Annotated in this window: 27 protein-coding genes and 1 tRNA gene; 14 read left to right on the top strand and 14 right to left on the bottom strand. The window is 65.5% G+C overall.

The features are described 5' to 3' along the window. Positions 1-3: 3 nt before the first annotated feature. Positions 4-645 carry a tRNA (guanosine(46)-N7)-methyltransferase TrmB gene (trmB, locus tag V9E98_00585; GenBank protein MEI2715493.1) on the bottom strand — a complete coding sequence of 214 codons (642 nt, stop codon included), beginning with the start codon at positions 643-645 and terminating at the stop codon, positions 4-6. A gap of 124 nt (positions 646-769) precedes the next feature. Between trmB and V9E98_00590 the strand changes: the two genes are divergently transcribed. After that, a complete protein-coding gene (locus tag V9E98_00590) occupies positions 770-1,660 on the top strand; it encodes an NAD(P)-dependent oxidoreductase (protein MEI2715494.1) in 891 nt (296 codons plus the stop codon). Positions 1,661-1,708: 48 nt separating this feature from the next. On the opposite strand, the gene V9E98_00595 is transcribed toward V9E98_00590, so the two are convergent. Together V9E98_00595 and V9E98_00600 are read right to left on the bottom strand one after the other, a co-directional pair. Continuing rightward, on the bottom strand, positions 1,709-2,029 hold the full coding sequence (locus V9E98_00595) for a cupin domain-containing protein (GenBank protein MEI2715495.1): 321 nt from the start codon (positions 2,027-2,029) through the stop codon (positions 1,709-1,711). Between the two features lie 23 nt (positions 2,030-2,052). Beyond that, the gene (locus tag V9E98_00600; GenBank protein ID MEI2715496.1) at positions 2,053-3,492 is read right to left on the bottom strand and encodes an MFS transporter; all 1,440 of its coding nucleotides are present in this window, start codon (positions 3,490-3,492) and stop codon (positions 2,053-2,055) included. On the opposite strand from V9E98_00600, the gene V9E98_00605 reads away from it, so the two are divergent. Both V9E98_00605 and V9E98_00610 read left to right on the top strand, forming a co-directional pair. After that, the gene (locus V9E98_00605; GenBank protein MEI2715497.1) at positions 3,433-4,005 is read left to right on the top strand and encodes a DUF1989 domain-containing protein; all 573 of its coding nucleotides are present in this window, start codon (positions 3,433-3,435) and stop codon (positions 4,003-4,005) included. The genes V9E98_00600 and V9E98_00605 overlap by 60 nt on opposite strands. A gap of 601 nt (positions 4,006-4,606) precedes the next feature. Further along, a complete protein-coding gene (locus V9E98_00610; GenBank protein ID MEI2715498.1) occupies positions 4,607-5,791 on the top strand; it encodes a hypothetical protein in 1,185 nt (394 codons plus the stop codon). A 5-nt stretch (positions 5,792-5,796) separates the two neighbouring features. Here the strand turns inward: V9E98_00610 and V9E98_00615 are convergent, their stop codons facing one another. From V9E98_00615 to V9E98_00625, 3 genes are all read right to left on the bottom strand, one after another. Continuing rightward, positions 5,797-6,201, bottom strand: a complete 405-nt coding sequence (locus tag V9E98_00615; protein ID MEI2715499.1) for a VOC family protein — start codon at positions 6,199-6,201, stop codon at positions 5,797-5,799. Between the two features lie 56 nt (positions 6,202-6,257). Next, positions 6,258-6,665, bottom strand: coding sequence for a helix-turn-helix transcriptional regulator (locus V9E98_00620; protein MEI2715500.1), 408 nt, complete (start codon positions 6,663-6,665; stop codon positions 6,258-6,260). A 54-nt stretch (positions 6,666-6,719) separates the two neighbouring features. Next, positions 6,720-6,805, bottom strand: a tRNA-Leu gene (locus tag V9E98_00625). Between the two features lie 98 nt (positions 6,806-6,903). Here V9E98_00625 and V9E98_00630 point away from each other — a divergent pair. Together V9E98_00630 and V9E98_00635 are read left to right on the top strand one after the other, a co-directional pair. Beyond that, positions 6,904-8,235: a M20/M25/M40 family metallo-hydrolase gene (locus V9E98_00630; protein ID MEI2715501.1), complete on the top strand. Its 1,332-nt coding sequence runs from the start codon at positions 6,904-6,906 to the stop codon at positions 8,233-8,235. Between the two features lie 44 nt (positions 8,236-8,279). Continuing rightward, positions 8,280-8,720 (top strand): hypothetical protein, encoded by a 441-nt coding sequence (locus V9E98_00635; protein MEI2715502.1) that lies wholly within the window; start codon positions 8,280-8,282, stop codon positions 8,718-8,720. Positions 8,721-8,751: 31 nt separating this feature from the next. Here the strand turns inward: V9E98_00635 and V9E98_00640 are convergent, their stop codons facing one another. After that, complete coding sequence (locus tag V9E98_00640) at positions 8,752-9,738, bottom strand: aldo/keto reductase (GenBank protein ID MEI2715503.1); 987 nt, start codon at positions 9,736-9,738, stop codon at positions 8,752-8,754. Between the two features lie 188 nt (positions 9,739-9,926). Between V9E98_00640 and V9E98_00645 the strand changes: the two genes are divergently transcribed. Next, entirely contained in the window at positions 9,927-10,976 is a 1,050-nt protein-coding gene (locus V9E98_00645; GenBank protein MEI2715504.1) for an LLM class F420-dependent oxidoreductase, read from the top strand. Continuing rightward, positions 10,973-11,797, top strand: a complete 825-nt coding sequence (locus tag V9E98_00650; GenBank protein MEI2715505.1) for an undecaprenyl-diphosphate phosphatase — start codon at positions 10,973-10,975, stop codon at positions 11,795-11,797. Before V9E98_00645 ends, V9E98_00650 begins: the two co-directional genes overlap by 4 nt. Here the strand turns inward: V9E98_00650 and V9E98_00655 are convergent, their stop codons facing one another. Together V9E98_00655 and V9E98_00660 are read right to left on the bottom strand one after the other, a co-directional pair. After that, entirely contained in the window at positions 11,798-12,340 is a 543-nt protein-coding gene (locus V9E98_00655) for a hypothetical protein (protein ID MEI2715506.1), read from the bottom strand. It abuts the gene before it with no gap. A gap of 38 nt (positions 12,341-12,378) precedes the next feature. Further along, a complete protein-coding gene (locus V9E98_00660) occupies positions 12,379-13,401 on the bottom strand; it encodes a magnesium and cobalt transport protein CorA (protein ID MEI2715507.1) in 1,023 nt (340 codons plus the stop codon). Here V9E98_00660 and V9E98_00665 point away from each other — a divergent pair. The 3 genes from V9E98_00665 to V9E98_00675 are packed head-to-tail and all read left to right on the top strand — an operon-like array spanning position 13,394 to position 15,387. Continuing rightward, the gene (locus V9E98_00665; GenBank protein ID MEI2715508.1) at positions 13,394-14,119 is read left to right on the top strand and encodes a histidine phosphatase family protein; all 726 of its coding nucleotides are present in this window, start codon (positions 13,394-13,396) and stop codon (positions 14,117-14,119) included. The genes V9E98_00660 and V9E98_00665 overlap by 8 nt on opposite strands. Before the next feature lie 10 nt (positions 14,120-14,129). Continuing rightward, the gene (locus V9E98_00670; protein ID MEI2715509.1) at positions 14,130-14,660 is read left to right on the top strand and encodes a DUF3090 family protein; all 531 of its coding nucleotides are present in this window, start codon (positions 14,130-14,132) and stop codon (positions 14,658-14,660) included. Next, complete coding sequence (locus V9E98_00675; GenBank protein ID MEI2715510.1) at positions 14,644-15,387, top strand: SCO1664 family protein; 744 nt, start codon at positions 14,644-14,646, stop codon at positions 15,385-15,387. The genes V9E98_00670 and V9E98_00675 overlap by 17 nt, the downstream gene beginning before the upstream one ends. A 37-nt stretch (positions 15,388-15,424) precedes the next feature. Here V9E98_00675 and V9E98_00680 read toward each other — a convergent pair whose 3' ends face one another. Then, positions 15,425-15,847, bottom strand: a complete 423-nt coding sequence (locus V9E98_00680; GenBank protein MEI2715511.1) for a type II toxin-antitoxin system VapC family toxin — start codon at positions 15,845-15,847, stop codon at positions 15,425-15,427. Positions 15,848-15,849: 2 nt separating this feature from the next. After that, on the bottom strand, positions 15,850-16,092 hold the full coding sequence (locus V9E98_00685) for a hypothetical protein (protein MEI2715512.1): 243 nt from the start codon (positions 16,090-16,092) through the stop codon (positions 15,850-15,852). A gap of 106 nt (positions 16,093-16,198) precedes the next feature. Here V9E98_00685 and mshC point away from each other — a divergent pair, with 106 nt between their 5' ends. Both mshC and V9E98_00695 read left to right on the top strand, forming a co-directional pair. Next, the gene (gene mshC, locus V9E98_00690) at positions 16,199-17,425 is read left to right on the top strand and encodes a cysteine--1-D-myo-inosityl 2-amino-2-deoxy-alpha-D-glucopyranoside ligase (GenBank protein ID MEI2715513.1); all 1,227 of its coding nucleotides are present in this window, start codon (positions 16,199-16,201) and stop codon (positions 17,423-17,425) included. A 25-nt stretch (positions 17,426-17,450) separates the two neighbouring features. Further along, positions 17,451-18,419, top strand: coding sequence for an NAD-dependent epimerase/dehydratase family protein (locus V9E98_00695; GenBank protein ID MEI2715514.1), 969 nt, complete (start codon positions 17,451-17,453; stop codon positions 18,417-18,419). Between the two features lie 11 nt (positions 18,420-18,430). On the opposite strand, the gene V9E98_00700 is transcribed toward V9E98_00695, so the two are convergent. Both V9E98_00700 and gnd read right to left on the bottom strand, forming a co-directional pair. Next, entirely contained in the window at positions 18,431-19,723 is a 1,293-nt protein-coding gene (locus V9E98_00700; protein MEI2715515.1) for a TRZ/ATZ family hydrolase, read from the bottom strand. 27 nt (positions 19,724-19,750) lie between these two features. After that, positions 19,751-20,785, bottom strand: a complete 1,035-nt coding sequence (gnd, locus tag V9E98_00705) for a decarboxylating 6-phosphogluconate dehydrogenase (GenBank protein ID MEI2715516.1) — start codon at positions 20,783-20,785, stop codon at positions 19,751-19,753. Positions 20,786-20,915: 130 nt separating this feature from the next. Here gnd and pgi point away from each other — a divergent pair, with 130 nt between their 5' ends. Further along, the gene (gene pgi, locus V9E98_00710) at positions 20,916-22,523 is read left to right on the top strand and encodes a glucose-6-phosphate isomerase (protein ID MEI2715517.1); all 1,608 of its coding nucleotides are present in this window, start codon (positions 20,916-20,918) and stop codon (positions 22,521-22,523) included. On the opposite strand, the gene V9E98_00715 is transcribed toward pgi, so the two are convergent. Then, complete coding sequence (locus tag V9E98_00715) at positions 22,499-24,229, bottom strand: CocE/NonD family hydrolase (GenBank protein MEI2715518.1); 1,731 nt, start codon at positions 24,227-24,229, stop codon at positions 22,499-22,501. The genes pgi and V9E98_00715 overlap by 25 nt on opposite strands. 23 nt (positions 24,230-24,252) lie before the next feature. Here V9E98_00715 and V9E98_00720 point away from each other — a divergent pair. After that, on the top strand, positions 24,253-25,930 hold a 1,678-nt coding region (locus V9E98_00720), incomplete at its 3' end, for a homocysteine S-methyltransferase family protein (protein MEI2715519.1).

A 25,930-nucleotide genomic window follows, 5' to 3' on the forward strand; every position in this document is an offset into this window, starting at 1 on the left:
GGGTCACCCAAGCGCGCTGGACACCGGCGGATCCACCCGACGGAACATCACGTCGTGTACTTGGTGCCCCAACCGCAGACCCCGTTGCTCGAATCGGGTCACGGGGCGCCAGATCGGCCGGGGCGCGAATCCGGCGTACTTGTTGACCATGCGCGGTTCGGCGTCCAGCACTGCGACCATCTGCCCGGCGTACTCGGACCAATCCGTGGCCGCGTGCAGGACTCCACCGATCGCCAGACGATCGGCCATCAGTGACACCAGTTCGGGTCGGAACAGTCGACGCTTGTGGTGGCGCTTCTTGGGCCACGGGTCAGGGAAGAAGCTTCTGATGCCTGCGAGCGCCCCGCTGGGGACCATGTCCTGCAGCACGCTGATGGCGTCGGCGTCCAACACCGTGACGTTCGTCAACCGCTCCCGTTCGATCTGCCGAAGCAGGGCGGCGACACCGGGACGGTGCACCTCCACCGCGACAATCCGGGTAGAGGGATCGGCTCGGGCCATCTCGACGGTGGCCTCACCCATGCCGCTTCCGATCTCGAGCACGACAGGTGTGTCGGCGCCGAACGGCCAAGGAGAGGCAGTGGCGACGTCCAGGGTGAGCTGCGGGAGGAGTTCCGCCAGTGCCCGACGCGAAGCAGGGCTCAACCGGCCCGCTCGAGCATGATAGGTGCGCACTGGCGAGCGAGGGGCTGGCACGGGCACAGTGTGCCAGCGGATGTGAAACACGAGGTCGTCGGGCATGCTGGCCAGATCCGTGGCGGGAGGTGCGATGACCAGGGTGGCGATGATGCCGGAGTGGCTGGAGCCACCTGACCTGTCTGGGGTGCGATACGTGTACTGGGACAGCGCGCAGTCATGGCCTGACGAGTCGGTGCTCGCCGAAGTCGAGTTCTTCGTCCCCCCATACATGGGTTCGTCCGCAGACCTGGAAGTGATGAGTCTGATGCCGCGGCTGCGGATCGTTCAGAGTCTCATGGCCGGGATCGACGGCATCACTTCGTGGGTACCACCGGACACCGACGTCGTGCGCGCCGTCGGACTGCACGACACGAGCACGGCCGAGCTTGCGGTGGGGCTGATGATCGCAAGCTTGCGCGGCATCGATGAGGCGGCTCGCGACATGAGTCACGGACGCTGGAACCATGTCCGCCGGCCATCGCTGGCGGATCGCACCGTCGGAGTCGTGGGCTGGGGTGGGGTGGGTAAGGCGATCGCCGCGCGGCTGACCGGCTTCGAGGTCGAGGTGATCGGCTTCTCCCGCTCGGGAAGCGACGGCGCGCACAGTCTGGTGGAGTTCGACGAGCTGCTGTCGGAGTTGGATGTCGTCGTTCTCGCTCTGCCACTCAGCCAGTCGAGCCGGGGGTTCATGTCGTCGGCTCGACTGGCCCGCATGCGCGACGGTTCCTTGTTGGTCAATGTCGGGCGGGGGGCGTTGGTGAACACGCCGGCTTTGGTGGCGGAACTGGACCGGGGGCGTTTGCGCGCGGCGTTGGATGTCACGGATCCCGAGCCGCCTCCGCCGGATCACCCGCTGTGGCGTTGCCCGAACCTGTTGATCACACCGCATGTGGGCGGTGACAGTGGGGCGTTCGTTCCGCGCGCCCGCCAACTGGTGGCTCGGCAGGTGACCCGCTGGGCGTCGGGGGAGCCGTTGCACTGATCGGGACTGACGGCAGCGACCGCACTGCCGGCGCTGGGGGACCGACCTTCAGGGAGTGAACCAGAACTTGCGCAGTGTCTCGGTGACATGCCACGTCGTACGAGCTCCAGCCGCAAGATGGACGACATCGCCGGGGCCGATATCCAGCGGGTCCTGGCCCTCGATCTCGATCCGGGCTCGCCCGGCGAGGACTACGAAGTACTCCTCCACCTCGACATCGGTCGATACCCCGGGGGTGTGCTCCCACAGTCCGCAGTCGGGGCCTAACTGGACAATCCCCGCCTGGGGTGTGCCGGTCTGGACTTGCTCGGGCGTGAGTTGTTGCAGCGCGATCTCGGTGTTCGCTCCGGCTACGACGCGAGAACTCATGGCGCGATACTAGCGCCGGAAGATCACGGGGGGACCGGGTGCGGGTTCAGCGTCGTGACCGTTCGTCCGGAAAGTTCATCGAGCGACTTGCCCTTCGGTTCGATCCGGAAGATTACCGTCACCACCACCGCCACGATGCAGACCCCGGCAAGTAGGTAGAGCAGCGCCGATTGCCCGATGGAATCCATCAGGATCGGGAAGAAGAACGTCCCGACAGCCGCACCGAGTTTCGCCATCCCCGCCGCGAATCCGTGACCGGCGGAGCGCACATCGGAGGGGAATACCTCCGCCGGCAGGGCGTATGTCGTCGCGTTGGGCCCGGCGTTCTGGAAGAAGTTGAACAGCGCGAAGCCGACGAACACCAGCGCCAGGTGCTGGTCCCCACTGCCCGGCAGCCCACTGGTGTAGCCGAGGACGATCAGGCCGACAGCCATCATGACGAAGCCACTGATCTGCAACGGAATCCGGCCCAGACGCTCGACGAGCAAGATCGCTGCGATGAATCCGAACACCAAGAACACGTCCAAGACGGCGGTCGCTTCCGTTGACGCTATGTCGTCGGCGATGAAGGTGGCGTCGGGCCCGGCCATGGCGAGGGCGGCAAGCAGTGTCGGGGTGAAGATGCCCACGCCGTACATGGCAATATCCATCAGGAACCACGGCACGGCCGTGAAGATGGTCCGCCGTCGCAGGTCGGCTCGGAACAGCGCGGGCTGGTACAGAGCCTTGAGTCCCTCTCGGGTCTCTTCCTTCTTCTCCCGGTCCTTGTCCGTGACGATCACGGGGACTTGAGTGAGTTGCTCGGTAATCTGTACGGCCTCATCTTCACGCCCGTTCTGCGCGAGCCACCGAGGACTCTCCGGGGTCTTCCGACGCAAGATGATGATGACCAAAGCGGGCACGATCCCGAACCCGAGCATCCAGCGCCACGAGTTCACCTCCGGCAGGGCCAGAAGCACCGCAACCCCGACGAGTGCGCCCAGCAACATCCCGACCGCCTGCAAAGCGAACGCCGACACCAACCACCGGCCGCGATTGACCTTGGGCAGGATCTCGGCGAGGTACGAAGCTGCGATCGGGTAGTCCAGGCCGATCGCCACCCCTAGCAGGAATCGCGAGGCGATCAGCGTCCACAGGTCGGGCGCGACCATGCAGGCCAGCGAGAACACCACGAACATCACAAGGTCGTACTTGAAGATCTTCCGCCGGCCGATCCTGTCGCCCAGTGGGCCGAGAACCGCGGCACCGACGATGGCTCCGATGATGGCCGCCGATGACACGAGACCCTTCTGCCAGGCGGACGCCCCAAGATCCTCGGCGATCAAGGGGTTGGCCACGCCGATGATGAAGAAGTCGAAACCATCCAGCATCAGACCGAGCCCGGCGAGCAGCCAGAAGCGTCGATGCAGTCGCGTCATGCGGGCGCTGTCGAGGGCCTTACCGAGGGCGACAGGTTGGCTCACGTCGGTCACGGTAAATCCCTGAATCGATGCGGATCGAGAGTCGTCAGGGGACATTCACAGCCAATTCACCGCGTCGATTTGTTGTTCATCGACTGGTCGCCTGTCTGTCCTTGTGTCACGCTCACCTCATGTCAGACGACGCTGTTCGTCAGGTCATCGAAGTACCACCCCAGTCGGACGAGGGCTGCGACTCGATGCGGACATGAGGGCCCACACCCGAGTTGCCGGGAAAACTTCCTCACGGCTGCCAGCGAACTTGACTGGACACCGGCAGTTGAACCCGACCCGGTGAACATTTTCCAGAACACTCCGGTCGACGCGACAGGTGCGCTGACATCACTTCCCGCCTTGTCCCAAGCGGGGGATTCGGTGACGCTGAGGGCCGAGGTCGATCTGTTCGTGGTGGTCACTGCCTGTTCGATGGACCTCAAGCCCATCAACGGTGGGCTCTGCACAGGTCTGCATTTGGAGACAGGCCGTTCTTGTGAACGCCGCTCTGAGTCGGCGCGATGAGACGTCGCCATGAGACAGCCGGAGGAGTGGGGGGAAGGGACTTCAGCGAGGTCTGAATCGGATCTCCGGCGGAGTGATCGTGTGCAGGAGTCGAACTGTCGGGGGTGGTGGATACCTTGATGGGGTGAACCCGATCGTGGCGGCAGGAGTTGCGTCGCGGCCTCCGCGGTCTCCGGTGTCGGTCGCGGAGGTGGGGCTATCGGTGGGCTTGTCGGTGACATCGCACTGCCGCCGGATCGGGTCTGTCTTTGACCCCGCGGTGTCTGGTGCCCATCTCACGGTGTCCGTCCCTGAACCGGTTCCTGTTCCTGAACCGGCGCTGTCGGTTGAAGATCTGGACCGGCGGTTGCAGCGTCAGGGTCGTGACAATTGGCGCCAATCGCGGCCGCACTGGACCGAGGCCGGGTGGTGGGACGCGGCGCTGCGTCCGGAGGTGCGCGCCTTGATACAGGTGCCAAAGGGGCCGGCGTTGCTCACCGCTGTGCAGGAGGTGGGGCCGGTCGACGGCAGTCGGTGCCCGTTTCCGCACCTTGACCCCGGACATGTCGCAGACGGTGCCGAGTGCGCTGTTGGCACACCAGGCAATCCATGTGCCTGCCAGGTGATTGTGACTGCAGCTTGGGCGACCGCCGCCGCGTGGGCTGCTGATCAGGCCGACCTCAGTGTCTTGAACAGTCTGGGGTCAACGGTGCAGGACCCGTACCTGAACCCCCAATGCCCCCACCTGGGTCAGATCATCGACCCCAGCGCCGAGGTGGTGGCACCGGCCTTGCGGCGTTCCCCGCAGTCGGTACGCAACCTGATCGCCAAGCTGCGTAAGCGAGCCGCCGCGGGGATCACGATGCTGAGCGAGGCGATCCGCGACGGACTGCTTCCCGCTTGGCAGGCCGACTTCCTTCTGCAAGACCTCGACGACTTGGAGCCCGTCGGCCGAGACCTGGTGATCGATGCCGTCGTCACGGCCATGCGCACCCGGCACACCAACGGGTGGGTGTCGTGGACATTGTCCGACCTGCGCCGCCACGCCAAGCGGATCAAGGCAGGACTGCACGATGAGTTACGCAAGCAACGCCACCGCAGCGAATCCTGTGACCGAGTCGACAAGCAACTATTCGGTGATGGACGCGGGCGGCTGATCGCCGAACTGCCCGAGGATATCGTTGACCGCATCCATCACCGACTGACTGCGATCGCCCACGGCCTGGCTGACGATGACCCCGAGCGCGGTGACAGCATCGACAAACTTCGTGCCGACATCCTCACCGACCTACTCCTGGCCCCACCGGACAGCTCAACCCCCACCACCACCGCCCCGGGCGAAGTGGCCGTGGTGATCAACTTGTCCACGGTCGTGCGCGCCGATCACGACCCCGCGTACCTGCCCGGTGTCGAGACTGTTCCCGCCGAGGTGGCCCGCGAGTTGGCCGCTGACCGCAAATGGCGGGCGTGGCTCACCGACGCCACCGGCACCGTCGTGGCCACCAGCCGCACGACCTACACCCCCACCGCAGCAGTCGCCCGGGTCGTGCGCGCTCGCGAGCCGCACTGTCGCATGCCCGGGTGCCGCAGGACCCGCGTCGACCTCGACCATGTCCAGCCCTTCCCCGAAGGGCCCACAGACCCGGGCAACCTGGCTAGTCTGTGCCGTCGCCACCACCGCCTGAAAACCCACCACGGATGGCGGCTGAACAATGACTCCTCAACCGAGTTCACCTGGACCGACCCCAACGGAGTCACCATCACCGACCACCACGACCCACCCTTACCACCCGGTAGATCGCCGTAACTCCATCAGGCCTGCTCGAGGCGCAGGAAGTTCCCGGCGGGATCCCGGATTGCCGCGTCACGGATACCCCAAGGCTGGTCGAGCGGTTCCTGTAGGACCTCAACCCCTGGCGCGGAAGCGATCGACTCGAACGCGCCGTCGAGATCGTCGAACCGCAGGTGGACCGGACGCATCTCTCCCTTCGCGAGGAGGGCGGCGATGGCATCGCCGTCGTCCTGCGATCGGCCCGCATGGGGTTCGGACAACACGATTACCAGACCCGGCTGCTCGGGTAGGCCCATCGTGATCCATCGGAATCCAGCGTTCTCCACCTCGTTCAGGACGGTGAGTCCCACCGCGTCGCGGTAGAACGCTCGAGCCGCGTCAGGGTCATCGACAAGGATGTGGACGGTGCTGATCGAAACAGTCATGGCCAGACCTTATGAGAGTGGATGAATTCCGGGCTTCTCCGAAACTGCTCGAGTCATCACGGGGCCTTGGGTCCCCGAGGCCGGGTGACCACCATGGCATGACACGCGGCCAACCCTGAAAGTTGCTCGTGGTCCCGGATCCGATAGGCCGAAGGCGACTCGCCCACCACATCGGTGAACTTCGCCGAGAACGACCCCAGGCTGGAGAACCCGACGGCGATACATACTTCGGTGACACTCATCCCTCCACGCCGGAGGAGGGACTGTGCGCGTTCTATCCGGCGTGAAATGAGGTACGAGTAGGGGGTCTCCGAGTACACGGCCCGGAACCGGCGGCTGAAGTGCGCGGGTGACATGCACGCCGTACTCGCCAGTGCAGCGACATCGAGGGGATCGGCGTAGTCCCGGTCCATTCGGTCACGGGCGCGACGCAGTCGTCGAAGTTCGCCGAAGTCATGGCCCACGGGGTTCATTGTGCCTGCGGCAAAGGAAATGGCGGCCCACGAAACGAGCTGTTGTGTCCGAGGGGGGATTTGAACCCCCACCCTCTTATACGAGGACTAGCACCTCAAGCTAGCGCGTCTGCCTATTCCGCCACCCGGACGTGACGTCAGAAGGATAGCAAGGCGAAACCGGGCGCCACGGCTGGCCGGAGTGCGGGGAGGTCCGGCAATCGTTGCCACTTCGCGGCAGGATGGGGGAGTGACGGATGACGCCCAGCAGGAGTTGGATCGCGCGCAGGCTGAGGCCGTGGCCATCCTGCAGGCCTTGATCCGCATCGATACCACGAACACGGGGGAACCTGAGGGAACGGTGGGAGAGGCGGAGGCCGCCGAATACGTGGAGTCCCTGCTGCGGGAGGTGGGCTACGAGCCCGAACGATTCGAGACCACCTCAGGGCGGCGGCAAGGAGTCCACCTGAGAATCGCCGGACAGGATCCCGGTCGGGAGGCCCTGCTGCTGCACGGCCACCTTGATGTGGTGCCCGCCATCGCCGGTGACTGGAGTGTCGACCCCTTCAGCGGCGAGGAGAAGGACGGCCTGATCTGGGGTCGTGGTGCGGTCGACATGAAAGACATGGACGCGATGCTCATCGCGATGGTGAGGTCTTGGGCCCGGAGCGGCTATGTGCCCCCGCGCGACATCGTGTTCTTGATGACGCCGGACGAAGAGGCCGGTGGTTGGCAAGGGGCGCACTGGCTCGTCGACCATCGACCGGAGTTGCTTGCGGGGGTGACCGAAGCGGTCGGCGAGGTAGGGGGATTCTCGATCAGCGCCGGCAGCGATCGCCGCCTGTACCTGCTTCAGACCGCCGAGAAGGGCATCGCCTGGCTACGCCTGCGCGCCAGTGGCCGCGGTGGGCACGGATCATTCGTCAATGACGACAACGCCGTGACGACCCTCGCCCGCGTCGTCAGCCAGATCGGCGAGTACCCCTTCCCCATGACGCTGACACCCACCATGAAGGCGTGTGTCGCCGAGCTGGCCGAGGCGCTCGACGTGCCGTTCGATCAGAACGACCCCGAGCCGTTCCTCCGTGCCCTCGGCCCCATGGCACGCATCATCGGGGCCACCCTGCGCAACACCGCGAACCCGACCATGCTGCATGCGGGATACAAGTCCAACGTGGTGCCCGCCATGGCCGAGGCCCACATCGACGGGCGGTTCCTGCCCGGCCATGAGCAGGAACTTTTCGACGTCGTTGACTCGATCCTCGGCGACGAGGTCACGCGTGAGCTCATCAACCATGACATCTCGCTGGAGACACCCTTCGAGGGCCCCACGATCGAGGCGATGGCCGCCGCCATCCACTCGGAGGACCCCCAAGGGCGAGCCATCCCGTACACCATGAGCGGCGGCACCGACGCCAAGTCATGGAGCACCCTCGGCATCCGCTGCTACGGATTCGTCCCCCTGCGCCTGCCACCGGAATTGGACTTCCCGGCGATGTTCCACGGCATCGACGAGCGCGTCCCGGTCGAATCGGTCAAGTTCGGTGTCCGGGTCCTGCAACGCTTTGTCGACATGTGCTGACCGGAGTCACTAGGGTCGCTATCAGTCCAGGACGAGGAGTCGCCATGTCCCAGTCTGCCCCCGTGCAGCGCCCCGGTTCCGTCACCTTCATCGTGGTTCTGATGTGGATTCTTGCGATCTTCGAGGTGATCGGTGGCATCGCAGCGGTGCTGGTGTCCTTCAAGTCGCTCACTCCCCAGCAAGCGGCGCAACTTCTGGCGGAGGGCGTCACCGACCTCGATCAGGTGCGACTCGCGGGGATCATCACGATCATCTTCGGGATTTTGATCATGCTGTTCGCCAGCGGTCTGAAGAACGGCAGCAACGGTGCCCGCATCTTCATCAGCATCATCGTCGTTCTGAACATCTTGGGCAATGCACTCGGAATGGGGCTGCTCAAGGTCGAGTCCGTATGGTCCGCTCTGCTCAGCATCGTCCTGTGGCTGATCGTGCTCGCGATGCTGTGGACCTCGCGGGCCAGCGCGTTCTTCCACTCGCCCCGCTGACGCAACGACGGCAGTCAGCGACCGACGGCAGTCAGCGACCGAGTTGGTTCCAGCCGGACTCGGGGTAGCCGAGGGTCGGTGCCGAGATGTCGTCGAGGGCAGTACGGATCTCGGAAGGCAACTCCAACTCCTCGGACTCCACAACACCTCGGAGTTGGGCCACGGTCCGGGCCCCCACGATCGGCGCCGTCACACCTGGCCTGTCGCGCACCCATGCCAGTGCTACCTCCAACGGGGCCACGTCGAGTCCCTCGGCTGCGGTGTGCACCGCGTCCACGATGCGGCGAGAACGGTCGTCGAGGTACTCGGACACGAACGACCCGAAGTGCGGAGACGCGGCACGCGAGTCGCTCGGCGTCCCGTAGCGGTACTTACCCGTCAGCACACCGCGTCCCAGTGGCGACCATGGCGTGATCCCGACGCCCAGGTCGCGGGCAGCCGGTACGACTTCCCGCTCGACGCCTCGTTGGACCAGCGAGTACTCCATCTGAACCGCGGCGATCGGGCTACGACCGGGAAGGGCCTCCTGCCACGTGGCGGCGCGGGCCAACTGCCAACCGGCATAGTTCGACACGGCCACGTAGCGCACCTTGCCCGCGCGGACGGCGTCATCGGCGGCCGACAAGGTCTCAGCCAGGGGAGTGATCGGATCCCACGCGTGCAGATACCAGATGTCGACATGATCGACACCCAGCCGACGCAGCGAACGGTCGAGTGAACCCAGGAGATGGCCCCGAGATGCGTCGAAGCGACGCTTGGTGCGAGGCCGGCTCACAGCTTTGGTGGCCAGAACCACCCGATCGCGTGAGTTGGTCTCACGTAGCAGCGTGCCGATGATCTGCTCGCTGGCACCATCCGCGTAGACGTCGGCGGTGTCGATGAAGGTGCCTCCGGCCTCCAGGAAGGTCGACCATTGGTCGCGCGCCTCGTGCTCATCGGTGTCCCGGCCCCAGGTCATCGTGCCGAGTCCCAAACGGGATACCCACAGACCCGTCGCCCCGAGTGGTCGCTGCTGCATGAGAAGAACGTAACGTGCCATCGGTGCGCCCCCGCGCACCACCGGCGTTGGCCGGACGTGTCGGCTGATGACCGGCGGGGCGCAGAGTACCCTCGGAGCGGTCCGCGCCGGAGCAGTCCGCGCGAGAGCGGTCGACGCAGACGGACGAACAGCGGTCCGCGCAGACGCGCGAAGATGTGAGGAGAACAATGCGACTCGGTCTGAACCTCGGGTACTGGGGAATGGGTAACGATGCGGACAACCTGGCGTTGGCCCGGGTTGCCGACGAACTCGGATACAGCGTCGTGTGGGTGGCGGAAGCCTACGGGTCCGATGCGCCGACCGTCCTGAGTTGGATCGCGGCGCAGACCCAACAGATCGACATCGGCTCGGCGGTGTTCCAGATCCCCGGCCGTACTCCCGCCGCGACCGCCATGACCGCCGCCACCTTGGACACGCTGTCCGACGGCCGTTTCCGGCTCGGCCTGGGGGTCTCCGGCCCGCAAGTTTCCGAAGGCTGGCACGGTGTGCGGTTCGCCAAGCCGCTCACCCGCACGCGCGAGTACACCGAGATCGTGCGTAAAGCCCTGCGACGGGAGAAGCTCACCTACGAGGGAGAGTTCTTCACACTCCCGCTACCGGACGGCCCCGGCAAGGCCCTGACGCTCACGGTGCATCCGGTGCGGGAGCACATCCCCATGTATCTCGCCGCGATCGGACCCAAGAACCTCGAACTCACGGGTGAGTTGTTCGACGGTTGGCTGGCCATCTTCTACTCGCCGGAGTTCGCGGGAGAATTGACCGCGAACATCGCCGCGGGCAGGGCCAAGGTCGGCAAGACCATGGAGGGATTCGATGTCGTTCCCACGGTGCCGGTCGTCATCGGCGACGACCTGGACAAATGCGCCGAACCACTGCGCGCGTACGCGGCTTTGTACATCGGCGGCATGGGCAGTCGCGAGCAGAACTTCTACAACCGGCTGGCAGTGCGGATGGGATACGACGTCGCCGCTGCCGAGGTGCAGGACCTCTATCTCGCCCGCGACTATGCCGGAGCGGGGGCCGCGGTGCCCATGGAGTTCATCGACAACACATCCTTGATCGGTCCCCGGGAGAGGATCCGCGACCGGTTGCACGCCTTCGCAGAAGCAGGAGTCACGACGCTGACCGTGGCCAGTTACGCCGGCACGTTGCAGGAGAGGGTCGCCACGGTGCGCGCCATGGCGGAGATCTTGGATGAGTCCGGACTTGCCGGATGATCTCGTGGTTCGAGGCGATCGTCCTCGGCGTGGTGCAGGGGCTGACCGAGTTCCTTCCGATCTCGTCCAGCGCCCACATCCTGATCATCTCCCAACTCTTCGGCTGGGAAGACCCGGGCGCGGCCTTCACCGCGGTGTCCCAGATCGGCACCGAGTCAGCGGTCATCCTGTACTTCCGCAAGGACATCTGGCGGATCATCTCTGCCTGGTTCCGCTCCCTCTACACGCCTGCGGAACGGGGCGTCCTCGAGGCGCGTATGGGCTGGTACGTGATCATCGGCACCATTCCCATCGCGGTCCTGGGGGTGGCGTTCCAGGACCAGATCGAGACTGTCGCGCGCAACCTGTGGCTGGTGTCGTTCACCCTGATCGGGTTCGGCATCATCCTCGGCGTCGCCGACCGCGTGGGCCGCAAGTCCCAGGAGCTCGAGGATCTGAACACACGTGACGGGATTCTCTACGGAGTCGGGCAGGCGTTCGCGCTGATCCCGGGTGTCTCGCGTTCCGGTGCGACCATCTCGATGGGCCTGTTTCTGGGCTACTCACGTGAGGCGGCCACTCGCTACGCGTTCCTGCTGGCCATCCCAGCGGTCATGGCATCGGGCTTCTTCGAGGCCCTCAAAATCGGCGATGGGCCCACCCCGGACTGGGGTCCGACGATCGTGGCCACGGTCATCGCATTCGTCATCGGATACCTGGTGATCGCCTGGCTCATCAAGTACATCTCGACGAACTCGTACATGCCGTTCGTGCTCTACCGGATCGTGCTCGGATTGTTGGTCATCGTGCTGCTGAGCACCGGGGTCCTCACCGCCACCTGATCAGTTGCGCCGGACCTCGACGTTGCGCCCGCGCGCATCGGAGATCAGGGACCCGTACCCCCTGGCACCCGAGACGCTGATGTAGACCCGTGGCTGTTGGCCGGCGATGCGATCGATGGAGACGACCGAGATCTCCTCGTCCTCCAGATCGAGTCCCGCGAGGGCCTGTTGCTGGAGGTCTGGGATCACCGTCCAATCGACGGCGCCGAGGCCGAACGTCGTGCGGTCCAGGTTCTCGATGTCCGACATGCTCATGGACACCGGGTCGGAGTCCCAGGTGTTCCCGTAGTACCGATAGGTGTCGAGGTTCTCGGGTTTCTGAGGATCGCGCACTTCGGCTGAGAATCCGTTGTTGGTCAAGGAGATGCGACGAACCGTGACATTCTCGCCCAGTTCCTGGCGGAGCAGAAGCGGAACCTCTGTCGGATCGGTCAGGGGATTGAACGTCGGCGTCGCCCCGGGCGTGCCGGAACCCGCCGTGTTCCCGCTGCAGCCGGCCACCGTCAGCATCACGGTCATCAGTACGGCTGCGAGGATGCGCATGTCCACAGTGTGCCCGCCGTGCTGCCCTGCTCGGGGCACTACAGCCAACCGCTGCGCTTGAACTGTCGGTACAGGACCAGGCAGATCGTCGCCATGACGATCAGCACGGCGGGGTAGCCGAAAGACCAGTGGAGTTCCGGCATGTCCTCGAAGTTCATCCCGTAGATCCCTGCGATAGCGGTCGGAACGGCGATGATCGCCGCCCACGCGGAGATCTTGCGCATGTCCTTGTTCTGGCGCAGGTCCTGTTGTGAGGTCGACGCCATCAACATGGTCATCAGGAGTTGATCGTGGGACTCCACCAGGTCGTTCGCGCGCAGTACGTGATCACCGATGTCGCGGAAGTAGGGCGCCAGCTCGTGGGGGATCTCGGAGTGCTCCTCGCGCACCAACGTCCTGGCTTCCGAGATCAGCGGTGAGATGGCCCGTTTGACCTCGAGGTTCTCGCGCTTGAGGTTGTAGACCATGCTGGCGTTGTCCGTCGCCTTCATGCTGAACACCGCGTCCTCGAGGTCCTCGAGGTCGTTGGCCAGGTGTTGCACGATGTCGAGGTAGCCGTCCGCCAGAACGTCCAGGACTGCATACAGGACGCTGGCCGGCCCGTATCGGGTCAACGCCAGATGTGAGCGGAGCCGGTCCCTCGCGCTGCCCGGTGCCGCGTCGCCCCTCCGGATCGACAACGCGAACCCGGGGCCGAGAAACACAGCCACCTGCCCGGTGTCCACAGCCGAGATTTCCTCCGTGTAGCGCAGCTCCTTCAAGACGATGAACGCCCGATCGTTTCCGATCTCGACCTTGGGACGTTGCCTGCCGTTCAGGGAATCCTCTACCTGCAGGTCCGGTAGATCGAACAGTCGCTGCATCATCTCCATCTGATGGCGCGAGGGATTCGCGAGCTTGAGCCAGACGAAAGACCCAGGATCGGGTGCCTCGGTGGCCACTTCCCGAACCAGCGATGTCAGAAGTCCCTCCAACTCCCACGGCGGGGTGTCAACGGAGACGCAGCGAGAGTCGACTGGTACCTCAGCACCGTTTCGATAGCGGAAGACCGACGTGATCACGACGACAGTGTGGCCCCGGGAATACGCTGTCGGGGTGACAACGGTGATGTTGCTGCGGCACGGTCGCAGCACCGCGAACGCCGAGGGCATTCTGGCGGGGTGGACTCCAGGCGTCGGACTGGACGACGTCGGACAAGAACAGGCCCGGGCGGCCGCCCGACGGCTGCAGGAAGTGCGGTTCAGCGCCGTGGTCACGAGTCCACTCGAACGATGCCGGCAGACGGCCGACGCCATTGCCCGACGCAAACGTCAGGACCTGCCGATCCATACGGACCTCGACCTGGCCGAGGCCCGCTACGGCGACTGGACCGGCCAGCCCCTGACCGAACTTGCGGAGGATCCCCTCTGGTCAGCCGTGCAACACCACCCGAGTGGCGTGACGTTTCCCGGCGGTGAGTCGATGGTGGCGGTCTCGAACCGGGCAGTCAGCGCGATCCGGCGCTGGAACCGCAGGCTGGGGGACAAGGCCACGTACGTGGTGGTCAGTCATGGTGACGTCATCAAGGCGATCCTCGCGGACGCCCTGGGTATGCATCTTGATCTGTTCCAGCGACTGCAGATCGACCCTTGCTCGGTGTCGGTGATTCGGTACACCGCGCAGCGGCCCTTCGTCGCAAGACTCAACGACGTCGGGGGCGATCTGTCGGCGTTTTCACCTGGCCGACGGCGCCGAGCAGCGAGTTCCGATGCCGTCGTCGGTGGCGAGTCCGGGGCGTAGGCTGACCCTCATGACGCGGCAGGTGTTCGTCCATGACGCTCCGGACCGGTGCATCGTCGGCACGGTGGGGGAGCCGGGTCAGCGCATCTTCTTCCTTCAGGTGCGCAGCGGCTCCCGCATCAACACGCTGGTGCTCGAAAAGGAACAGGCACAGATCCTCGCCGAACGCATCGACGGATTGCTCGACGAGATGGTCGGCTCGGACTCGCCCGCTGCCGCACGGGATGATGGCCCACTCGATAGCCCGATCGAGGAGGACTTCCGCGTCGCCGCACTCGGGCTGGGCTGGAACTCCGAGACGGGGCGACTCATCATCGAGGCGCACGCACCCGGCGCCGACGACACCGACGTCCCCGATCTGGAGAACGACGATGAAGGGCCGGACACTGTCCGGATCCGACTGAGTGCCGATCAGGGCCGCGCCTTCGCGCAACGCGCCCAGGCCGTGGTGGCCGCCGGCCGGCCCCCGTGCCCGTTCTGCCACCTGCCCTTGGACCCCACCGGCCATATCTGCCCTCGGGCCAATGGCTATCGACGCTGACACAGCCCACTGGGAGGTCCTGGGCCAACTGAGTGAAGCGTCCAACGCGACGCTGCTCGTGGAGGTGTCCGAGCAACGATTCGTCTACAAACCGGTGGCAGGTGAGCGACCGCTGTGGGACTTCCCCGACGGCACGCTCGGCCGTCGCGAAGTGGCTGCGTATCAGGTGGCGGCTGCGTTGGGTTGGGATCTCGTACCCGAGACCGTGTGGGTCGAACAGGGGCCTTACGGCCCCGGCAGCCTGCAGCAATGGGTCCAGCCAACCGGGAGTCCGGTCGATCTCTTCCCGGTCGGCCAGGTGCCAGCGGGGTGGGTGGGGGTGCTACGCGGCTATGACGCCGAGGATCGCGAGATCGAGGTGGCCCACCGGGATGACGCCGAGATGATGCGGATGGCGCTGTTCGACATCCTGATCAACAACGCCGACCGCAAAGGGGGACATCTCTTCACCATGGCCGACTCTGAGGTGGTGGGTATCGACCAGGGGCTGTGTTTCCATCACGAACCGAAACTACGCACGGTTCTGTGGGGCTTCGTCGGGCGGGAGATCCCAGCGGAGTTCAGGCAACGGATTGAGAGTGTGCGCGAGGAACTGCCGGAGTTGCTGACCGGCCTGCCGACGCTCGAGCGTGAGGCCCTGGGACACCGGGCGCGGGTGCTGGTCGACAGCGCCGAATTTCCGGCGCCGACCGGCGGGGGACCGGCGGTGCCGTGGCCACCGCTGTGACTGATGCTGGTGTCCGATTCGATGGTTGATCAGGACTTCAGGGCTGGATTCTCGTCACGCCGGGAAAGCGATCGAAGTCGTTGTCGAATGACACAACGGAACATCGATGGGAAATCGAGAGAGCCGCCAAGTGTGCGTCGTTGACCAAGTTTGCACCCGTTCCCACCGATTTGAGCAGTCGTCGCATGATTCCGACGTGATCGGCGCTCGGCTCGGCGATAACCGCATTGGGCTGTGACAGCCACGCCTCGATGCGGTCAAACGCCTCGTCCGTTGACAGTGGTCTGGGGAAGAGGCCGTCTCGGGTGGTGAGGCGGGCAAAGGCCAGAAGCGCCACCCAGTCGAAGTGCACGACTTGGTGACCGTTCAACGCATCATCGAGCCACCTTGCGGCTGCGGAATGATGGGGCGCGTCGCTGTTGACCGCATAGAGCAGCACGTTGGCGTCGACGAGTGCCACGCCTATCCTCCCGAGCGAAGTCGGCGCAGGAGTTCGTCGTCTTCGAGATCCCCCGCAACCTGAAGTGCGCGATCCAGATTCACCGTGCTGCGCCCCAAAGAAGCTGGTTCCGTGTGGAACCCGCCTGGACCACGGCTGTTCCGCAGCAAGCTGTTCAGCGCTTCCTTGAAGGATTCCCCATGCTCGCGCATTCGGCGCTGAATCAGGGCTGCATTGTCGGGGTCGAGGGTGACCGTGGTCCTCACGTGTCCACACTAGCATTAGTGCATCAACAGTAGTGATGCGCTGATGCACACTGGGTGCCGTCGGACTGCGGGCACCATGTCGCGATTCCCGCACTAGGGTGATCGGATGCAGTCCTGGCGTGAGCAGGTGGTTCCGGAAATCCCTGGTCCTGGAGTGCCGCTGCGCCTGTACGACACGGCCACCCAGGAGCTGCGTGCCACGGCACCGGCCCAACGGGCAACGCTCTACGTCTGCGGGATCACGCCCTACGACGCCACCCACATGGGCCACGCCGCCACGTATGTCGCGTTCGATCTGCTCAACCGGTTCTGGCGGGACGCCGGTCACAACGTCTGCTACGTCCAGAACGTCACCGATGTCGACGACCCACTCCTGGAACGAGCGGTGGAGTCCGGCCAGGACTGGCGGGAACTGGCCGACTCCGAGACCGAACTGTTCCGCTCGGACATGGGCGCCCTGCGCGTGTTGCCACCGCGCTACTACATCGGTGCGGTCGAATCGATCCCAGCGATCGTCGAAGGGATCGAGGCTCTGCGAGAACTCGACGCCGTCTACGACGTCGACGGCGACCTGTACTTCCCGGTCGCCCGGGATCCGGGTTTCGGCTCCGTGTCCGGGTTGCCCCGCGCGCAGATGGTGCAGGATTTCGCCGAGCGGGGTGGTGATCCGGATCGCGCGGGCAAACGGGACCCCTTGGACCCGCTGTTGTGGCAGGCCGCTCGAGAGGGCGAGCCGTCGTGGCACACCGATCTGGGACACGGTCGGCCGGGCTGGCATGTCGAATGCACCGCCATCGCGGAGGAGTACCTCGGACTGCCGTTCGACGTGCAAGGCGGAGGCTCGGATCTGATCTTCCCGCACCACGAGATGTGCGCGTCCTTGGGCAAGGTCGGCAGCGGGGAGGCGATCTTCGCCCGCCACTACGTACATTCGGGCATGGTCGGGCTCGACGGCCACAAGATGAGCAAGTCGCGGGGCAACCTCGTCCTTGTCCGTGATCTGCGCGCCGACGGAAACGATCCCATGGCGATCCGGCTCGCCCTGCTCGCGCACCACTACCGTTCTGACTGGCAATGGACGCAGGACGAACTGCCGCGCGCGCAGCAGCGCCTCGCCAGTTGGCGGGCGGCCGGCAAAGCGGAGACTGCGCCCCCGGCGGGCCGGGTCATCGACGCCATGAGACAGTCGCTGGGTTCGGATCTGGATGCCCCCGGCGCGTTGTCTATCGTCGACGACTGGGTTGCGGAGACCGTGCTGGGCAGAGGGTCGGACCGGGACGCGCCGCACGCCATCAGCCGTGCCGTGGACGCCCTGTTGGGCGTGGAACTGTGAGTTGGCGAATCGGGAGGGGCCGAGCGTGAAGTACGCGATCACCGGTGCGACGGGTTTCATCGGGTCGGCACTGGCTCATCGGTTGGCCGGCGATGGGCATGACGTCGTCGCGACGGTGCGCAACCCCGCCAAAGCCCAGGCGTTGACAGCGGCCGGGATCGAGGTGCAGGAGGCGGATCTGGGAGATGTCGCCGGCATGGCCAAGGCCTTCGAGGGCTGCGCCGGCGTCTTCCACGTCGCCGGGTGGTACAAGGTGGGCTCGTCGAAACCTGAGGAAGGCTGGCTGGTCAACGTCGAGGGAACCAAGAATGTCGTGGCAGCGACCGTTGCGGCGCAGGTTCCCCGACTGGTCTACACCAGCACGTGCGCAGTGAACTCGGATACCGAGAGCCTCACTGTCGACGAGAGTTACCACTTCACGGGCCGTCATCTGACGACCTACGACGAGACAAAGGCCCGCGCTCACGACTACGTCGTTCAGTTCGCGGAGGGCCATGATCAGCCCGAGGTGGTCATCGTGATGCCAGGCGGCGTCTACGGCCCCGGCGACACCTCGCAGGTCGGCCAGATCCTCGCGGATGTCGCTGATGGCAAGCGGGTCATCGTGTCCTCGTCATTGCGCATGATGCAGGCGCATGTGGATGACATCGCCGACGGACACGTACGCGCCATGGAACTCGGTCGCCCCGGCGAGTCCTACATGTTGGTGGGCGAGCGCACCGACTTGCGGACGATGGCGACCGAGATGGCCGACTTGACCGGAGGCAAGAAGCCGATCGACATGCCGCGTGCCGCGCTGCCGGTGGCGGAGAAATTCCCGTCGGCCGTGGGTCGGATGGTTTCGTTGCCCCCCGAGTTCTCAGCGGAGGCGATGCGCTCGTCACGCGCGTCCTACCTCGCCACCTCCGCCAAGGCGAATCGCGAACTGGGATGGACGTATCGACCGTTGTTCGTCGGCTTGCGCGAGACCGCCGAAGCCGAAGGCTGGATCTGATTCGGGGACGCTCAGCCCGAGATCCGTTCCTGCCACTCCTGTGCGTTGGCGATGACCTCAGCGCGGCTCACGGTCAGACACTCACGGTCGCGGACCACCAAGTCGCCACCAACCCACACGTTGGCGACGTCGTTTCGCCCGCAGACATAGACGAGATGCGACGCGACGTCGTACATCGGTACCGAGGTTGCATCCGTGAGGTCCACAGAGACCAGATCGGCCTGCTTGCCCGGTTCGATTGAGCCGATCAGGTGGTCCAGCCCCAACGCGGTGGCTCCGTTCAACGTGGCCATTGTCAGCACCGTGTGGGCATCCAGGGCAGCCCCGTCCCGCGCAACGCCCTTGCCCAGGAGTGCCGTGGTGCGCATCTCCTGGAACATGTCCAAGCGGTTGTTGCTCGCCGTGCCATCCGTCCCGATACCCACGGTGATGCCGGCGTCGAGCATCTGCTGCACTTTGGCGAAGCCGCTGGCCAGTTTCAGGTTCGACGAGGGGCAATGGGAAACAGTGACTCCGTATTCGGCGGCCAGGGCAATGTCGTGCTTGGTCATGTGGACGGCGTGCGCGGCCAGGAAGTTCGGGGAGAGCACTTGGTGGTCGGCGAGCCATTGGACGGACGGGATCCGGTGGTGCGAGATGTGCCGCTCGACCTCTCCCCAGGTCTCATTGAGGTGGGTGTGAATCCCGATGCCCTGGGTCTCGCAGAGCGCCGCAGCATTCTCCCAGGAGTCGACGCTGGTGGCGTACGTGGAATGCGGGGCGAGCATGAACTGGGCCCGTTCATGGCCCCGCCATTCCTCGACCGCGGCCAGGCCGCGCTCGAGGTACTCCCGTTCACTGCTCGCGTAGCCAGTCGCCACCTCGAGGTAGAGGACCCCCGCCGTCACCCGCATACCGGCGCGAACCCCCTCGCGCGCGGCGGCCGACGGGTAGAAGTACATGTCGTTGAACGCGGTCGTCCCGCCGGTGAGCATCTCCCAGCACGCGAATCGTGTGCCGTCCGCCACGAATCCGTCATCGACCCAGCGAGCCTCGGCGGGCCAGATCCGCTGCTCGAGCCACTCGAGGAGGGGTAGGTCGTCGGCGTACCCCCGCAGCAGCGTCTTGGCGGCGTGGGTGTGGGTATTGACCAGACCCGGGATCAGCACCTGTCCGGGCAATGCGACCACCGCGGCGGTGGGGAACTGGCGCTCCGCCTCGGCTCGGGGCAGAACAGCCTCGATGGTCGCGCCGCGGACCACGACACTGTGATCGCGCCACACCGCGCCGCGGGGGACGATGGGGACGACCCAGTCGGGATCCAGACGATTGAGCGGTGATTCCGGCGTGGCTCAGCCCTTCTTCTCGTCGTGTCCGCCGAACTCCTTGCGCATCGCGGACTGGACCTTGTTGGCGAAGAGATCGTTGCCCTGCGACGAGAACCGGGAGAACAGAGCGGCCGTGAGAACTGGTGCCGGGACGCCCGTGTCGATGGCGGCCTGACTGGTCCACCGGCCTTCGCCGGAGTCGGACACCCGACCGCTGAACTCGTCCAGTGTCGGGGACTTGTACAAGGCGGCTGCCGTCAGATCCAACAGCCACGACCCCACGACCGATCCGCGGCGCCACACCTCGGCCACTGCGGTGGTGTCGATGTCGTACTTGTACCAGTCGGGGTTCTCGAGCGGTGCCGTCTCCGCGTCCTGATCGCGCTGTTTGTCGCCGGCGTCGGCGTTGTGCAGGATGTTGAGGCCCTCCGCGTAAGCGGCCATGATGCCGTACTCGATACCGTTGTGGACCATCTTGACGTAGTGCCCGGCGCCACTGGGACCGCAGTGCAGCCAGCCCCGCTCCTCGGGGGTGGGGGCTCCGCTGCGGCCGGGAGTGCGCTCGACGTCACCCATCCCGGGAGCGATCGTGTCCCAGATCGGCCCGAGGCGGTTCACGGCCGAGTCATCTCCACCGATCATCAGGCAGTAGCCGCGCTCGAGGCCCCACACGCCGCCACTGGTGCCGCAGTCCACGAAGTGGACGCCTTTCTCGGCAAGTTTCGCGGACCGTCGGATGTCGTCGTGGTAGCGCGAGTTGCCGCCGTCGATCAGGACATCGTCGGCCTCGAGCAGGGCGCCCAGCTGATTGACCACGGACTCGGTGATCGCCCCGGCGGGGACCATGACCCACGCGGCGCGCGGCTTGTCCAACTTGGCCACGAAATCCTCGAGGCTGTCGGCGCCGACCGCGCCTTCGGCGACGAGATCCTTGACGGCTTCGGGGTTGTTGTCGAACACGACGCACCGATGACCATCGCGCATGAGGCGACGAACGATATTCGCCCCCATCCGGCCCAGACCAACCATCCCCAACTGCATCGGGTTGTCCGTCGTCACGTCGACTCCTTCCGCCCGACCTCAGGTCGGACCCATGTGGCATTCAAGGGAACGCTAGTGCAAGAGTGGCGTTCGACGCGCTCCCTGGGGCCGCCGTTCAAGTGATGTCCGATTTGTGGAAGGGACCGCAGTGACCAGTTGGGACACTCTCACCGAACTCTCGCAGACCGTCGGATCGCAACGGATCCGCGATCTGCTGGCGACCGACCCTTCGCGAGCGACCCGGCTCGTCGCCGAAGGGGCGGGGATCACGCTCGACTATTCCCGCCAGCGGGTGGACCAGATGGTTCTGGACGCCTTGGTGTCGCTCGCTGCCGAGCGAGGTGTCGCGCAGCGTCGTGACGAGATGTTCGCCGGTCGACACATCAACGTCACCGAGGACCGCGCTGTCCTGCATGTCGCACTGCGGATGCCGAAAGACGCGACTTTGGTGGTGGATGGCGTCGATGTCGTGGCAGAGGTGCACCAGGTCCTCGACCGCATGAAGGCGTTCAGTGAACGGGTCCGCTCGGGGGAGTGGACCGGGCACACCGGCAAGCGCATCCGCAACGTCATCAACATCGGCATCGGTGGTTCCGATCTCGGTCCCCACATGGCGTACCTCGCGCTGCAGGACTACTCACAGCGGGACCTGACATTCCGATTCGTGTCCAATGTGGACGGAACCGACATCGTCGAGGCCACCCGGGACCTGGATCCCGCGGAAACGCTCTTCATCATCTCCAGCAAGACGTTCACGACCTTGGAGACGATGACCAACGCCGCAGCCGCCCGCGACTGGGTCAAGCGCGGCTTGGGGGAAGACGTCGACGTCGCCCGGCACTTCGTGGCGGTATCCACCAACGGAGACGCCGTTCGTGAGTTCGGGATCGACACGGCGAACATGTTCGGATTCTGGGAGTGGGTCGGCGGCCGCTACTCGATGGACTCCGCGATCGGCCTGTCCACCATGATCGCGATCGGGGCCGAGCAGTTCGACGACATGCTGGCCGGGTTCCATGCGATGGATGAGCACTTCCGCACCGCGCCGACTGCCGCCAACCTCCCGATGCTCATGGGTCTGTTGTCCGTGTGGAACCGCAACTTCCTCGACTGCCCGACAGTCGCCGTGCTCCCGTACGACCAATACCTCTCGCGGTTCCCCGCCTACCTGCAGCAGCTGACTATGGAGTCCAACGGCAAGAGCGTCAAACTCGACGGCACCCCGGTCGAATCCGAGACAGGTCCGATCTACTGGGGCGAGCCGGGCACCAACGGGCAGCACTCCTTCTACCAACTCATCCATCAGGGAACAAGCACCATCCCTTGCGATGTGTTGTTCTGCGCCGAACCGCTCAACGAGGTCGGCGATCAGCACGATCTGCTGATTGCCAACGCCCTGGCTCAGGCTGCCGTCTTCGCGCTGGGTCGCACAGCCGAGGAGGTCGCCGCGGACGGAGTTCCCGAGCGGCTGATCCCACACAAGGTCATGCCGGGAAACCGTCCGTGCAGTGTGATCACGGCACAGAAACTGACGCCGCACGCCCTCGGCACTTTGGTGGCTCTCTACGAACACACGGTGTTCACGGCGGGCGCCATCTGGGGAATCGACTCCTTCGACCAATGGGGAGTGGAGTTGGGAAAGGCCATGGCGGGACAGTTGGTACCGCAACTCATCGACGGTTCACCGGGGCCTGCCTCCCAGGACTCGGCAACCACAGCAGCCGTGGCCCGCTACCGGTCCGCTCGCGGCCGCTGATCCCACACCGGCAGGTGCAGACGAGCACGGGACAGATGCAGGCGGATCTGCGCGGCCGGTGACGGCTGGTAGCGCCCCGGGAACTGCCCTGTGACCGGGTTCGTCGGGAAGAACCAGCGTCCCGACAAGTCCAGCCGCAGGACATCGTCGATCTCCAGGGCAGTGGCTTGTGGCAGCAACGCCAGGGCCACGTCGACCACGCGCCCAGGTTCCAGCGGCGACGCTTGGTCGTGGCGGTGGACCGGCAGGTCGGGTGCCGACAGGTCACTGTCCAGCTCGTGATGGGACAGCCGAATCTGGCTGTGAGTGACCATGTCATGTGCGAATCCGTAGGAGCCTTCGAAGGTGACCTCGCGGCCCCGACGGAACAACCTCAGTCCGGCGAACAGGATCGCATCGTCGCCTGACGTCACCGCCACGGGCAGTTCCAGCCACGGGGATCCGACCACATCGAGCCCCTGATCCACCCGCCAACTGATGCTGATGGTTCCGCGTGAGCCGCGCTCGGTCATGTCCAGATCCACGACATCCCGCGCCGACGGTGAGCCGCCGACCACCTGTCCCGCGGCGAGCCGGACCGACCGCATGCTCGTCGCCGGTGGCGGCATGTCCTCGACGCCGATGACGTCGTGATCGGTGCGATCGCGGTGCAGTGCGAGGCGGACCCGAGGCTGTTGTCGCCAGCCGGTGTCGATGTCGGCGAGGTAGTCCTCGAAGAACTCGTGCTGAACGGCCAGGGCGCCTCGTGAATAGAACGTGCACCACTTGCCGCCGCGGTGGGTGTACAACCACTTGTCCGCGGAACCGACCCGGCGAAACGCCTCATGGGAACCGCGACTGTGCAGCAAATGGTCGCTGAAGGAACCGCACACCAACATCGGCGTGTCGATGGCGGCCAGATCCGGGGTCCGTTGCCGCCAGAAGCCATCCAGCAGCGGGTGGTCCTTCTGGGACTGGCGCAATGGGGTCATCACGCGGCCCGCGCGGGCGGTCATGGCGCTCCACATCACCATGAAGCCGTCTTCGCGACCGCCCCCGGGGCGAGCGAAGTCCCGGTAGACGTCGCTGAACCCTTCCCACGGGCACATCGCGTACAGCCCTCTCGGGTGACGCGCGGCCACCCCGTACTGGGACAGCGCCAAGTACGACACTCCCAGCAATCCGACACGACCGTTGCACCACCGTTGGTCAGCGACCCACTCGATCAGATGCTGATAGTCCTGCGACTCGGACGTGGTCAGCAGGTCCGCGACGCCGTCGGAATGACCGAAGCCGCGCAGATCGGCGTTGACCACGGCGAACCCGCGAGAACACCAAAACGCCGGGTCGGGTGCCTCCCACCCGGTCCAAGCGGAGAAGCGCACTGGCTGCGGTTGCCGGAAGGCACGGTACTGCGGTGACGGCGACCGCCCCGACCTGGTGTTGATGGGCAGGTTGTCCTTGCCATAGGGGTGGGCGCACATGATCACCGGGTAGCGACCGGGTGTGGGGCTCCCCGACCGAGGGCGGCGGGCGAGGTGGGCCGCCTCACCGGCACTGCCGGGATCCGGCAGGTAGAGGTCCAGGCGCAGCATGGTTCCGTCCGGCATCGGGACCGCCAGATCCGGCGTCCGTGTGACCCCGGCGGGCGGCGGATCCACGACGACGTTCGGATACCGGGCCCGACTCAGCAACGCGACCAGGCGCCGCCCCACTCCAACGCGCATGTTCCGGACCCTATCCTTGGCGCATGCCCAAAACGCCGCTGCTCCAGGCAATGCAGGAACGCGTCCTCGTCGCCGATGGCGCCATGGGGACCATGCTGCAGGCCGCAGACCTGACTCTGGCCGACTTCGAGGACTACGACGGCTGCAACGAGATCCTCAACGTGACCCGTCCCGACGTAGTGGCCGGCGTGCACCGGGCGTACTTCGACGTCGGTGTCGATTGTGTGGAGACCAACACCTTCGGGGCCAACTGGGCGAACCTGGCGGAATACGACATCGTCGAACGCATCTACGAGCTCGCAGAAGCAGGGGCGCGGATCGCTCGTGAGGTCGCGGACTCTTACTCCGACGGCAAGGACCGCTACGTCCTAGGCTCGGTTGGGCCTGGCACCAAGCTGCCGTCGCTGGGCCATACCGACTTCCGCACCCTGCGTGACGCGTACTTCGAAGAGGTCCGGGGACTGATCGACGGGGGCGCGGATGCCGTCCTGATCGAAACCGCACAGGACCTGTTGCAGGCGAAGGGAGCGATCATCGGAGCCCGGCGGGCCATCCTCGCTGCCGGCGCCGACATCCCGATCTTCGCTCAGGTGACCGTCGAGACGACCGGCACGATGTTGCTGGGCTCCGAGATCGGGGCTGCGCTCACCGCCCTGCGAACGCTCGGGATCGACGCCATCGGACTGAACTGCGCCACCGGCCCCGCCGAGATGTCCGAGCACTTGCGTTACCTCGCCCAGAACGCGGATCTGGCGCTCACCTGCATGCCCAACGCCGGCTTGCCTCAGCTGACCTCCGACGGTGCCTTCTATCCGCTGACCCCCAGTGAGTTGGCCGACGCTCACGATCGTTTCACCCACGACTACGGGCTGAACCTCGTCGGCGGCTGCTGCGGCACGACCCCGGAGCATCTGCGTGCGGTCGTGGAGCGGGTCGGTGGGCGTCCGGTCGTTGCCCGTGACGTCCGAGTCGAGCCCGCCGTCGCCTCGCTCTACCAATCAGTTCCCTTCAACCAGGACACCACTTACCTCTCGATCGGCGAACGCACGAACGCCAACGGTTCCAAGGCGTTTCGTGAGGCGATGCTCGAGGCCCGCTGGGAGGACTGTGTCGAGATCGCGCGGGCCCAGATCGCCGACGGCGCGCATCTGCTCGACTTGTGTGTCGACTACGTCGGACGAGACGGAACCGCGGACATGACGAAACTCGCGGGCCTGTTTGCGACCGCCTCCACGCTGCCGCTGGTGCTCGACTCCACGGAACCGCGCGTCATCGAGGCGGGTTTGGAGATGCTCGGCGGGCGCAGCCTCATCAACTCCGTCAACTACGAGGACGGTGATGGGCCCGGATCTCGGTTCCAGCAGATCATGCCGATCGTCAAGGAGCACGGGGCCGCGGTGGTGGCGCTGACCATCGACGAGGAGGGGCAGGCTCGGACAGCGGAGTGGAAGGTCCGGATCGCGGAGCGGCTCATCACCGATCTGGTCGACAACTGGGGCATGGACCCCGGCGACATCGTCATCGACACCTTGACCTTCCCGATCGCGACCGGGCAAGACGAGACCCGGCGCGACGCCATCGAGACCATCGAGGCCATCCGCGAGGTCACGCGGCTCCATCCCAGGGTCCAGACGACCCTCGGCGTGTCCAATGTGTCGTTCGGGCTGTCCCCGGCGGCGCGACAAGTCTTGAACTCGGTCT

Source organism: Candidatus Nanopelagicales bacterium (assembly GCA_037045355.1).
GTDB lineage: Bacteria > Actinomycetota > Actinomycetes > S36-B12.